We start from the raw sequence: 11,740 nt of genomic DNA, 5'->3' as shown, positions 1-11,740 counted from the left end.
CGACCTTCGCGAGGAAACCCGTTGACGACGTTCGCCGACACGACCTTCACGCCCCCGGAGCTCATCCGGAACTTCTGCATCATCGCGCACATCGACCACGGCAAGTCGACCCTGGCCGACCGGATGCTGCAGCTCACCGGCGTGGTCGAGGAGCGGGCCATGCGCGCTCAGTACCTCGACCGCATGGACATCGAACGGGAACGCGGGATCACCATCAAGGCGCAGAACGTGCGCCTGCCCTGGAAGGTCGACGGCCAGGACCACGTCCTGCACCTGATCGACACCCCCGGCCACGTGGACTTCACCTACGAGGTCTCCCGGGCCTTGGAGGCCTGTGAAGGGGCGATTCTGCTGGTCGACGCCGCACAGGGGATCGAGGCGCAGACGCTGGCGAACCTCTACCTGGCGCTCGAGAAGAACCTGCACATCATCCCGGTGCTGAACAAGATCGACCTGCCGTCGGCCGACCCGGACAAGTACGCGGCCGAGCTGGCGCACATCATCGGTTGTGAACCCTCCGACGTGCTCCGCGTATCGGCGAAGACCGGCATGGGCGTGACGGATCTGCTGGACGAGTGCGTGCGGCAGGTCCCGCCGCCGGTCGGCGACCCGGACGCGCCGGCCCGCGCGATGATCTTCGACTCGGTTTACGACACCTACCGGGGCGTCGTGACCTACATCAGGGTCGTGGACGGCAAGATCACGCCGCGCGAGCGCATCAAGATGATGTCCACCGGCGCCACCCACGAACTCCTCGAGGTCGGGATCATCTCGCCGGAGCCCAAGGCCAGCAAGGGGCTCGGGGTCGGCGAGGTGGGGTACCTCATCACCGGGGTGAAGGACGTCCGCCAGTCGAAGGTGGGTGACACCGTCACCTCCGAGCGCAAGGGCGCGTCGGAGCCGCTCGCGGGCTACCGCGAGCCGAAGCCGATGGTCTACTCCGGCCTCTACCCGGTGGACGGTTCGGACTACCCCGAACTGCGTGAGGCACTGGACAAGCTCCAGCTCAACGACGCCGCGCTCGCCTACGAGCCGGAAACCTCGGTGGCGCTCGGGTTCGGCTTCCGCTGCGGTTTCCTCGGCCTCCTGCACCTGGAGATCACGCGCGACCGGCTCGAGCGCGAATTCGGCCTCGACCTGATCTCCACCGCGCCGAACGTCATCTACAACGTCGTGCTCGAGGACAAGAGCGAGGTCGTGGTGACGAACCCCTCGGACTGGCCGTCCGGGATGAAGATCTCCGAGGTCCACGAGCCGGTTTCCAAGGTGAGCATCCTGGCGCCGTCGGAGTTCGTCGGCACGATCATGGAGCTGTGCCAGGCCAAGCGCGGCACGCTGCTGGGGATGGACTACCTCTCCGAGGATCGCGTCGAGCTGCGCTACAACATCCCGCTCGCGGAGATCATCTTCGACTTCTTCGACACGCTGAAGTCGCGTACGCGCGGTTACGCGTCGCTCGACTACGAAGAGGGCGGCGACCAGATCGCCGATCTGGTCAAGGTCGACATCCTGCTGCAGGGGGAGACCGTCGACGCCTTCTCGGCGATCGTGCACAAGGACGCCGCGTACGGCTACGGAAACCGGATGGCGACACGGCTGCGCGAGCTGATCCCGCGGCAGCAGTTCGAGGTGCCGATCCAGGCGGCCGTCGGGTCGCGGATCATCGCCCGCGAGACCATTCGCGCGATCCGCAAGGACGTGCTCGCGAAGTGTTACGGCGGTGACATCTCGCGTAAGCGCAAGCTGCTGGAAAAGCAGAAGGAAGGCAAGAAGCGGATGAAGACCGTCGGCCGGGTCGAGGTCCCGCAGGAGGCCTTCGTCGCCGCTTTGTCCACTGAGGACGCCGGCAGCAAGAAGAAGTAACCGATACTCGCGAAGGCCGCCCGGATCACCGTCCGGGCGGCCTTTTCGTGTCAGCGGTTCCCGGAGATCCGGTTCGCGGTGACGAAGACGGCGACACGGCGTTCGGCGGCCATCACGCGGTCGTACTCGTCCCAGTCGTCGTGGGTCCCCGTCGCCGCGATGAAGACCTCACGCAGCAGCTTGGGGAGACCGGCGGGATCGAAATCCGGGTCCGGGTCGTCCGGGCCGATGAGGTGGGTGCTGCCCTGGACCGCCGCCCACTCCCAGCCGCGCCGGAAGGTGATCGTGGCGTGGCCTGCCCGGCGGAACAGGTCGAGTTTCTTCACCCCGCCCATCGCCACGAAAGCGACCCCTGGTGCCTTGGTGACCGGGTCTTCGTAGACACCGGCGTTGACCACCGAGGAGTGGACGGTGCCGTCCGCGCGGACCGTCGAGACGGTCGCGAGTCCGTTTTCGCGCAAGCAAAGGGTGCGGACGAGTTCGAGGTCTGCGGCCATGGATCCACCGTAGCCTGCTCGGCCCGGTGAAGGGGCCGAGCAGGCTACGGGGACGGGTCAGCAGGTGCCGTTGTCGCGCCAGACACCCCATTGGCCGGTCGTTCCGGGCTCCTCGCCCTGCGTCCACCACTGGGCCGTCCACTTGTGCCCGTTGTGGGAGACGGTCGCGCCGCCGGTGTAGACCGAAGCCCGATCCCACGCGGGGAGCGTGCAGGTGCCCGGGTTGCCGGACCCGGTCTCCCAAGGCACCTGGCCCGACTTGTAGTAGTCGAGGCCCTGCGCCTGCCAGCGCGGGGCTTGAGCGCCCAGGCGGACGCGGAAGGTGTTCCAGTCGTGCGTCGACCACGGTGACCAGCCGAGTTCGGCGTGCGCCGGGAGCCGGGGGAAGGCGAGGTAGTCGATGTTCGCCGGAGTCACCACGGTTTCGGTCCACAGCGGGGATTCGACGCCGCGTACGGCCGATTCGGGTACCCCGGAGAGGTAGGCGCCCGGGTTCCAGTTGTAGGCGTCCTGGACCTCGATGTAGCCGGCCCACGAGAGGCCGATCGGCGTGCTGGAGTTGTACTTCATGTCCAGGTACGCCTTGTTCGCCGGCGACAGGATCACCTTGCTGCCGCGGGCGACGGCGTTCGAGACCTCCGTGCTGGACGTCGTCGTGCCCCAGAACTGCGGGGTCGCCGTGGCGGGCAGGGTGGCCTTGCCGATCTCGTGCCAGCCGACGACCTGTTTGCCCGCGGCGGCCACCATCGGCAGGACCCGGTTCATGAACGTGCGGTAGTCCGCGTCGCTGGTGGCCTGGGCCTCGTCGCCGCCGAGGTGGAAGTACGGCCCGGGCGTCAGCGCGGCGACCTCGCGGATGACGTCGTTGACGAAGGTGTAGGTGATCTCCTTCGAGATGCAGAGCGAGCTGTAGCCGACGGCGGTGTCGGTGCGCAGCGGAGGAGCGGTGTTGTTGCAGTTCAGCTCGGCGTACGACGCCAAGGCGGCGTTGGTGTGCCCTGGCATGTCGATCTCCGGGATGACCGTGATGAACCGCGAGGCCGCGTAGTTCACGATCTCCGTGTACTGCGCCTTGGTGTAGTAGCCGCCGGGGCCGCCGCCGACCTGGGTGCTGCCGCCGTAGGTGGTCAGCCGCGGCCAGCTGTCGATCTGGATACGCCAGCCCTGGTCGTCGGCGAGGTGCAGATGCAGGTTGTTGATCTTGTACTGGGCCAGCTGGTCGATGTACCGCTTGACCGTGGCGACCGGGTGGAAGTGCCGGGCGACGTCGAGCATCGCGCCCCGGTAGCCGAAACGCGGGTAGTCCAGGATGTTCGCGCCCGGGATCGTCCAAGGACCCTGCTGCACCGTGGCGCTTTCGATCTTGCCGGGCAGCAACTGGCGCAGCGTCTGCACGCCGCCGAAGAGGCCTTGTGCCGTCGTCGCGCGCAGGATGACCGAAGCGGACGTCGAGTTCAGTTGGTAGCCCTGGTCTCCGACGCGAGAGTCGGCGCCGGACAGGAGGAGCGAGATGCCGTCGGCCGGTGTGCCCGACGGCGCGTCGGCGACGGGCAGGGCGAAGCCGGTGGACGTCCGGAAGATCCCGGCGAGGTATTCGCCGACGGCCTTGGCCTGCGGCGACCCGGCCTGGGTGTAGATCTTGGTGTTCGCGGTCAGGGTGTGGTCGGAGCCGGTGACCGCTTGGGCCGAGACCGGGACCGGGACGATCGCCTGCAGCGGCGGGGTGGCCGCGTCGGCGACGGGAGCGGCTGCGGTGGTGACGCCGGCGAGCAGCGCCACCCCGACGAAGGCGCGACCCAGCCGCGCTCTCAAGGTCTTCACCGGGGCCTCCAAGGGGACGGGGCCGTGACGTGCGTCACGACCGTCCGATCGTCGCATTTTCGCCGTTAAAGGTCTAGACCACCAGGAGGGAACCTTGGAGTGACTCGAACGTCACAATGCGTGCCGCTGAGAGGGGGCTATCGTCGGAAACGTGTTCGAAGACTTGCGTTTCCCCGTGATCGCGGCCCCGATGGCGGGCGGGCCGACCACTCCCGAGCTCGTCGCCGCGGTGACCACGGCGGGTGGATTCGGCTTCCTGGCCGGGGGTTATCTCAGCGCCGACGCCCTCTCGGACCGGATCGCCAAGACGGCCGAGCTGACCGGTGAGCCGTTCGGCGTGAACCTCTTCGTATCGGGTGGCTCCGCCGCCGAAGCGGATCTCGGTGTGCACATCGAGCGCTGGCGCGTGGAAGCCCAGCGCCTCGGCGTCGAGCCCGGTGAGCCGACCTGGGACGACGACGCCTATGTCGCGAAGCTCGAGGTCGTCCTGGAACGGAAGGTGCCGGTCGTTTCCTTCACCTTCGGAACTCCTTCTGCCGAGGACGTCGAACGCTTGCACGCCAACGGGAGCAAGGTGGCCGTGACGGTCACCAGCCCGGCGGAGGCCGATCGCGCCGTGGCCGTCGGCGCGGACGCGCTCGTGGTCCAGGGATTCGAGGCGGGAGCGCATCGAGGGCTTTTCGCCGATGAGCCCGAGGCCGAAGGCGGGGGAGCGCAATATGGCGTCTTGAGCCTGCTCCGGCTGGTCTCGGCACGGACGGACCTGCCGCTCGTCGCGACCGGTGGACTCGTGCACGGCGCCGACATCGCGGCGGTGCTGGCGGCCGGGGCCGTCGCGGCTCAGCTGGGCACCGCGTTCCTGCGGGCGGACGAGGCCGGGACCCAGCCCGCGCACCGGCAGGCGCTGGCGGACGGGGGAAGGCCGACGGCGTTCACCCGGGCGTTCAGCGGACGTCCCGCGCGGTCGCTGGTCAACCGCGCGGTCGCGGACTTCTCGGCCACCGCGCCGTCGGCGTATCCGGAGGTCAACAACCTGACGAAGCCGATCCGCGCGGCGGCGGGGAAGGCGGGTGACCCCGAGATCATGTCCCTCTACGCGGGGCAGACCTACGAACTCGCGGGCTCCGGCCCGGCGGCGTCGATCGTCGAACGCCTCCAGACCGAAGCCCGCGAAGCCGCTACGCGTTTGAGTCGTCTCCGCTGACCTGCTTCGCGTCGCCGTTGTTCGCGTTCATCACCGAGTGACGGCGGCTGTAGGCGAAGTAGATGATCAGGCCGACGCCGAACCAGGCCGCGAACCGCAGCCAGGTCTCCGGGTTCAGGAACGTGATCAGCCAGATCGAGAAGACGATCCCGATGATCGGCACGATCGGCATGCCGGGGGTCTTGAAGGACCGGGGCAGGTCCGGCTGCTTGTAGCGGAGCACGATCACCGCGACGCAGACCACGACGAACGCGAGCAGGATGCCGATGTTCGTCAGTTCCGCGGCCTCGCCGATGGGCAGCAGCCCGGCGATGACCGCCGACGCGACGCCGAGCACCCAGGTCATCCGGCTCGGCACCTTGCGCACCGGATGGGTCTTGCTGAACCACTTGGGCAGCAGGCCGTCGCGGCTCATCGAGTAGCCGACGCGGCTCGCGCCCATGAGGAAGGTGAACAGCACCGTGGTGATACCGATGATCGCGCCGACGGCGATGATCAGGCCGAGCCACTTCATCCCGAGGCCGGCGAAGGCGCTGGAGAAGGCGGCTTCGCTGTCGATGTCCTTGTAGTTGACCATCCCGGTCAGGACCAGGCAGGCCAGCACGTAGAGCACCATCGAGATGGCGAGCGAGTAGATGATCGCCTTCGGCATGTGCTTCTGGGAGTCGGTCGATTCCTCGGCCGCGGTGGACATGGCGTCGTACCCGAAGACCGCGAAGAACACCGTCGCCGCTCCGGTGAACGCGCCGCTGAGGCCGAACGGGAAGAAGTTCGAGTAGTTGTCGGTGTTGATGTGGAAGACGCCGACGACGATCACCAGCAGGACCAGGCCGACCTTCAGGTAGACCAGCAGCGTTTCGAACCGGGCCGCGTTCTTCATGCCCTGGTTCAGAATGAAGGCGATCAGCAGGCACAACAGCACGGCGAACAGGTTGATCTTGTAGGACCCCGGCGCGACATCGCCCGTTTCGGTGCCCGGAGCGCCCAGCATCCACGTCGGGAGCTTGATGTCGAGATAGCCCAGCAGTTCGTTGAAGTAGCCGGAGATGCCGATCGCGACCACCGCCACGATCGCGGTGTACTCCAGCAGCAGGTCCCAGCCGATGAACCAGCCGACGATCTCGCCCAGCACGGTGTAGCCGTAGGTGTAGGCCGACCCGGCGCGGGGGATCAGCCCGGCGAACTCGGCGTAGGAGAACGCGGCCGCGGCGCTGGCGATACCCGCGATGAGGAACGAGATCAGCACGGCGGGGCCCGCCGTCTTGTTCGCGACCGCGCCGGCCAAGGAGAAGATCCCCGCGCCGATGATGCCGCCGACGCCGATCGCGGTCAGCTGCCGCAGGCCCAGCGTGCGTTGGAGCCCTCCGCCTCCACTGAGTTCTTGGATCTGATCGATCGGTTTACGGCGGAAAATCCCGGATCCCGAGCCCAGGCTGCGCGGTGCGGACATCGTCGTCTCCCAACAGGTTGTGCCCTTCGGACTGGGTCACAGTCCGAAGGGCACCGTACTGGCAGACGGGCGATCGCACCTATCCGGCGACGGTGTCCTCGCTCACTTCGGCGGCGACACGAGCGGCGATCTTCGACGGCCGGGACGCGCCGGCGGAGAAATAGGTGAGCAGCTCCGAGATCTCGACGGGGTCGTCCAGCTGCGGGCAGTGGCCCCAGTCCTCGCGCACCATCAGCCTGCTGTGCGGGACCAGTGCGTGCAGCTGCCGTCCGGAGGCGGCGCTGACCAGCTTGTCCTTGCCGCAGACGACCACCAGGAGCGGGACGCGGACCTCTTCGAGCCGGTACGCGTTCGCCAGCTCTTCGACGAGCTGCCTCGCCTGCTGGAGCCTGGTGGTGGTGGAGCGGTAGTCCGGGAACAGCGAGGTGAACCGGCGCACCTGGGCGGCGTCCGCGGCGGCGGAGTCGGCGTACAGAAGCCGGGGGACGACCTGCTCGGCGACGGCGCGCACGAGGAAGCCGGGGATCGGCAGCGGCAGGGCCGAGTACATCCGCAGCGGCAGCGGGTACCTGGCCACGGTGCGGATGAGCCAGCTGTCCACGAAACCGGGCGCGGCGATCGACACCACGCCGTCGACCGGCAGCCGGTGGTTCTCCGCGGCACGCAGGCTCATCGTGCCGCCGAGCGAGTTGCCGGCGAGCACCACCGTGCCGAGTACGGCCTGTTCCTTGACCACGGCCGCGGTGAACGCGTCCAGTTGCGGCAGCATCGGGCCCGGCCGCAGTGGCTGAGCGTCACCGAATCCGGGCAGATCGACCGCGACCGCCGGAACACCGGCGGCCGCGAGCAGCTCCAGGACCGGGCGCCAGGTATCGGCGCTGTCGCAGTAGCCGTGCAGCAGCACCAGCCTCGGCGCGGTCGGCTTGACCTGCCCGCGCGCCGTGGCCCGCTTACCGAGCATCCGCCGAGGAGTGCGGTCGATGGATTCCACCGGCTGCGGCCCGACTTCGAGCACTCTGGTGCGGACACCGGCGTAGCGCCGGAACGAGACGCGGATCGGGTCGGTGTCGGTGGTGGTCCGGCCCCCCGGGTCCGCCGGTTCGGGCCGCTGCGATGCGGTCATGGTTCCAGGCTAACCGCGAGAGGTCGGATTTTGGTCGAACTTTGGTCGTAAGAAGCTCGCCAAGTCATAACGTTCTTGACACTTGACAAGACCGCGAAATGGCTGTTTGACCTGCGCGTAACGCGCGGACGTGCGCTTCTGTGCGCGCTTGATCACGGTGAGGGGGTGAACTCACCCCTCCGATCAATGCGTGAAGACCACCTTGCCGGAGGTTTCCCCGTCGAGCATGTTCTTAAACCCGGTTTCGGCTTCCGCGAACGGTAGTTCGGCACCGATCTGCGGCCGGACCCCGGTGAGTTCCAGGTACGCGAGGAGATCGTTCAGTTCGTCCCTGGTCCCCATGGTCGAACCGGCGATGCGCAGTTGCAGAAAGAACACGCGCTGCAACTCCGCGTGAGCGTCCGGACCGCTGGTCGAGCCCGAGACGACGATGATCCCGCCCGGCTTCAGCGACTTCACCGAGTGGGACCAGGTCGCCTTGCCGACGGTTTCGAAGACCGCGTCGACCCGCTCCGGCAGCCGCGCGCCGGACTCAAAGGTCTGATGTGCGCCCAGATTCCCGGCGAGCGCACGCTTCTCTTCACTACGTCCGGTGACCCAGACCCGGAAACCGGCCGCACGTCCGAGCTGGATCAGCGCGGTCGAGACACCGCCGGAGGCGCCTTGGACGAGCATCGTCTGTCCGGGCCGCAGCCCAGATTTCACGAACAGCATCCGGTACGCGGTCAGCCACGCCGTGCCCATGGTCGCGGCTTCCGCGAAGCTCAGGCCCGACGGCTTCGGAACGACATTGCGTGCCGGGACCACGACCTGCTCGGCGAAGGTGCCCTGGTGCTTCTCGGTGAGCAGGGTCCGCTTCGGGTCGAGGGTGTCGTCGCCTTGCCAGCCCGGGGCGTTGATCACCGAATGGACGACGACCTCGGTGCCGTCGTCGAGGGTGCCCGCGCCGTCACAGCCCAGGATCATCGGGAACTGCTCGGGTTTGATGCCGACGCCGCGCAAAGTCCACAGGTCGTGCATGTTGAGGCTGGCGGCCTTGACGTTGACCCGCACCCAGCCTTCGGGGACCTCGGGTTCGGGTCGCTCGCCGATCACCAGCGAGTCCAGCGGCTTTTCGGCGTTGGGTTCGGAAGCGTAAACGGCGAACATGTCAGCAACCTACATGGCCTGACCGGTGGCGGCACCGGGTGCGAGCGTAGGCTCACAGTGTGTTCAACGGGCTTGCGGACTGGTGGGACGGCGTCGAACTGTGGCTCGCGCAGGCCCCGTTCCCCGTGCAGTTCGTGCTGGTCATGGCGGTCGTGGTGCCGCTGTGCCTGGTCGCGGCCTGGGTGCTCGACACGGTCTTCGGCAAGGTCGCCCGACGCTTCGGCACCGCCCGCGATGCGAACGACCCCGACCGGCCGTCCTAAGCTGGCACACCATGTTCAACCGTAGGCGGATCACCGCCGCCCTGATCGGCCTGATCGTGCTGGTGCTCGCAGGCTGGTTCGTCAAGGACGGCATCAGCGGTGACGACACGAAGAGCGCTCCGGCGAGTTCGTCCGCTTCGGCCGCGCCCTCGGGCGACGCCGCGGCGAGCGGGGCGAAGGGCAAGGTCGCGGGCGAGGAATCCGGTCTCCCGGTCAAGCCGCTGACGAAGCTTCCCTCCCAGGCGTCCGACACCTGGAAGCTCATCCAGGCGGGCGGGCCGTACCCGTATCCGCGCAACGACGACGTCACCTTCCAGAACCGGGAGAAGGTCTTGCCCGCCAAGGGTTCCGGCTACTACCGGGAGTACACCGTGAAGACGCCGGGCAGCCCGGATCGCGGGGCGAGGCGACTGGTGACCGGTGGCGGTAAGGAGCTGTACTACACCGAGGACCACTACAAGTCCTTCGTCGTCGTGGACCCCAGCCGATGAGCGCGGGCAAGGACGCGGCGGACAAGGCGTTCGCCCGCGGCGCGTATCCGCACCTGATCGACGGTGCGAGGACGGTCGACAAGGACTCGACGCTCGAAGCGATCGCGGAGGCGCTGTCGTTCCCGGACTACTTCGGGAAGAACCTCGACGCGCTCTACGACTGCCTCACCGACCTGTCGTGGCTCCCGCCCGGCGAGCACGTCCTGATCTGGGCCGGTTCCTCGGGGCTCCGGGAGCGTGATCCCAAGGCGTACCTGGCCGTCCGCAGCGTGCTTTCCGACGCGCAGCGGGCGCTGGGGCCCTCCGGTGACCGGAAGGACTCCCGGCGCCTCACTGTCGTCTTGCCCGACTAGGCCTCCGGGACCCAGTTCGGCTTGCGCTTCTGCGCGAAGGCCGTGATGCCCTCCTGGCCTTCTTCGCTCGCGAAGAACCCGGCGGACAGCTTGTTCATGGCCTCGAAGCCTTCGGCGGGGGTCGCCGGGCGCGGCTTGCTGAGCAGTTCCTTCGTCGCCGCGAGCGCCTTCGGGCCGCCGAGCGCGAGCGCCTTGACGTAGCGGGCGACCTCGTCGTCGAGTTCGTCGGCGGGGACGGCCGAGTTCAGCAGGCCGATCTCGACGGCGCGCTTCGCGTCGAAGGTGTCACCGGTCAGGAACAGCTCGTGCGCGGCGCGGGCGTTGAGCCGCGGCAGCACGGTGAGCGAGATGACGGCGGGTACGACGCCGATCCGCACCTCGGAGAAGGCGAAGGTCGCTTCGGGTACGGCGACGGCGATGTCGGTCGCGGCCACCATGCCGATCCCACCGGCCCGGGCGGGGCCCGCGAGCCTCGCCACGACGGGCTTGGGGCTGGTCCACAGCTGCTCGAGGATCTTCGGGAACTCGTTCACGCCCTGGGCTCCCGCACCGGCGCCGCGGGCCTCCTTGAGATCCATGCCCGCGCAGAACACCGGACCGGTGTGGGTGAGCACGATGACCCGCACCGCGTCGTCCGCCTGTGCCTTGTCCAGCGATTCGCTCAGTTCACGCCGCAGCTGGGCGGAGAGCGCGTTGCGGTTGTGCGGGGAGTCCAAGGTGATCGTGGCGGTGCCGCCCACCACGTCGTAGTGCACCAGTTCGTCAGCCATGCCCCACCTTCGCACGGGCGAAGTCGGGCCGGGCAGTGGCCTGCGCCACCATCGCAGGCGACGGTGGCGCAGGCACGGGTCAGCCGATCGTCGTCGTGGTGAACGTCGGGCTCGGGTTCGGGAAGCACGCCGTCGGGGCGGAGACGTCGAAACCGGCGCTGACCACGGCGGTGAACGTCAGGCCCGGATCGCTGTAGCTGGAACCGCCCAGTTTCGTCTCGATGGTGCCGGACGAGCCCGCGGTGAGGTGCGCGGTCACGGTCGGCAGTTCGAACGTCGAGCCGCCCGCGATCGGGCCGGGGAAGCTCAGCGTCGCGACGCTGCCGGAGACGGTGATCTTCGGCGGGGTCGAGCCGATGCCGGAGCCGCCGGCGAGGTCGGCGCCCACCCAGGTCGAGTTCGCCGGGATCGGGATCTTCAGGGAGAAGTCCTTGATGTTCTTCACCTGGTAGCCGCTGACCTCGGCCGGGACGGTGTTGGGCGCCGGGTCGATGACGACGTCGAGCGCGGCACCGGGGGCGACCGTGGCGGGGGCGGTGACGTCCGCGTCCTGGTTCAGCTTGAGGTACTTGTTGCCGACGAGCGGCGGCTTGGCCTCGCAGTCGAAGACGACGGTGGTCGCCGCCGAAGCCGGCGCGGCCAGACCGGCGATCGGGACGAGTACGGCCGAAGCGCAGACGAGGGCACGGATGGCAGCCTTCATGTTCCACCTACCTGGGGGTTCGATGGGGAGAAAGGGAGCTGCGCAGCGATTAG

The 11,740-nt window shown here is 68.2% G+C and carries 12 protein-coding genes; 5 read left to right on the top strand and 7 right to left on the bottom strand.

Annotation, left to right across the window (positions count from 1 at the left end; translation table 11 throughout):
- Positions 1-21 precede the first annotated feature (21 nt).
- Complete coding sequence (gene lepA, locus AVR91_RS25825) at positions 22-1,863, top strand: translation elongation factor 4 (protein ID WP_016332408.1); 1,842 nt, start codon at positions 22-24, stop codon at positions 1,861-1,863.
- 50 nt (positions 1,864-1,913) lie between these two features.
- On the opposite strand, the gene AVR91_RS25820 is transcribed toward lepA, so the two are convergent.
- Positions 1,914-2,360: a pyridoxamine 5'-phosphate oxidase family protein gene (locus AVR91_RS25820; RefSeq protein ID WP_063272860.1), complete on the bottom strand. Its 447-nt coding sequence runs from the start codon at positions 2,358-2,360 to the stop codon at positions 1,914-1,916.
- A 57-nt stretch (positions 2,361-2,417) separates the two neighbouring features.
- Positions 2,418-4,181 carry a family 20 glycosylhydrolase gene (locus AVR91_RS25815; protein ID WP_063272859.1) on the bottom strand — a complete coding sequence of 588 codons (1,764 nt, stop codon included), beginning with the start codon at positions 4,179-4,181 and terminating at the stop codon, positions 2,418-2,420.
- Positions 4,182-4,332: 151 nt separating this feature from the next.
- Between AVR91_RS25815 and AVR91_RS25810 the strand changes: the two genes are divergently transcribed.
- A complete protein-coding gene (locus AVR91_RS25810) occupies positions 4,333-5,385 on the top strand; it encodes an NAD(P)H-dependent flavin oxidoreductase (RefSeq protein WP_063272858.1) in 1,053 nt (350 codons plus the stop codon).
- Here AVR91_RS25810 and AVR91_RS25805 read toward each other — a convergent pair.
- The 3 genes from AVR91_RS25805 to AVR91_RS25795 form a co-directional block, all read right to left on the bottom strand.
- Positions 5,360-6,835: an amino acid permease gene (locus AVR91_RS25805; RefSeq protein ID WP_063272857.1), complete on the bottom strand. Its 1,476-nt coding sequence runs from the start codon at positions 6,833-6,835 to the stop codon at positions 5,360-5,362. The genes AVR91_RS25810 and AVR91_RS25805 overlap by 26 nt on opposite strands.
- A gap of 79 nt (positions 6,836-6,914) precedes the next feature.
- Positions 6,915-7,958, bottom strand: coding sequence for an alpha/beta hydrolase (locus AVR91_RS25800; protein WP_063272856.1), 1,044 nt, complete (start codon positions 7,956-7,958; stop codon positions 6,915-6,917).
- A gap of 183 nt (positions 7,959-8,141) precedes the next feature.
- Positions 8,142-9,107 (bottom strand): zinc-binding dehydrogenase, encoded by a 966-nt coding sequence (locus AVR91_RS25795; protein WP_063272855.1) that lies wholly within the window; start codon positions 9,105-9,107, stop codon positions 8,142-8,144.
- Between the two features lie 59 nt (positions 9,108-9,166).
- Between AVR91_RS25795 and AVR91_RS25790 the strand changes: the two genes are divergently transcribed.
- From AVR91_RS25790 to AVR91_RS25780, 3 genes are read left to right on the top strand one after another with little or no spacing between them, the layout of a single operon-like run.
- A complete protein-coding gene (locus AVR91_RS25790; RefSeq protein WP_016332415.1) occupies positions 9,167-9,370 on the top strand; it encodes a CDP-alcohol phosphatidyltransferase family protein in 204 nt (67 codons plus the stop codon).
- An 11-nt stretch (positions 9,371-9,381) separates the two neighbouring features.
- Positions 9,382-9,861: a ribonuclease domain-containing protein gene (locus tag AVR91_RS25785; RefSeq protein WP_063272854.1), complete on the top strand. Its 480-nt coding sequence runs from the start codon at positions 9,382-9,384 to the stop codon at positions 9,859-9,861.
- Positions 9,858-10,214, top strand: a complete 357-nt coding sequence (locus AVR91_RS25780; protein WP_063272853.1) for a barstar family protein — start codon at positions 9,858-9,860, stop codon at positions 10,212-10,214. The genes AVR91_RS25785 and AVR91_RS25780 overlap by 4 nt, the downstream gene beginning before the upstream one ends.
- Here AVR91_RS25780 and AVR91_RS25775 read toward each other — a convergent pair.
- Together AVR91_RS25775 and AVR91_RS25770 are read right to left on the bottom strand one after the other, a co-directional pair.
- Positions 10,211-10,984 (bottom strand): enoyl-CoA hydratase family protein, encoded by a 774-nt coding sequence (locus tag AVR91_RS25775; RefSeq protein WP_016332418.1) that lies wholly within the window; start codon positions 10,982-10,984, stop codon positions 10,211-10,213. The genes AVR91_RS25780 and AVR91_RS25775 overlap by 4 nt on opposite strands.
- A 79-nt stretch (positions 10,985-11,063) precedes the next feature.
- Complete coding sequence (locus AVR91_RS25770; RefSeq protein ID WP_016332419.1) at positions 11,064-11,687, bottom strand: hypothetical protein; 624 nt, start codon at positions 11,685-11,687, stop codon at positions 11,064-11,066.
- Positions 11,688-11,740: the final 53 nt, after the last annotated feature.

Source organism: Amycolatopsis keratiniphila subsp. keratiniphila (assembly GCF_001620365.2).
Lineage (GTDB): Bacteria > Actinomycetota > Actinomycetes > Mycobacteriales > Pseudonocardiaceae > Amycolatopsis > Amycolatopsis keratiniphila.
The sequence above is the reverse complement of the archived record's forward strand: the minus strand, read 5'-3'. Positions and strand labels throughout refer to the sequence as shown.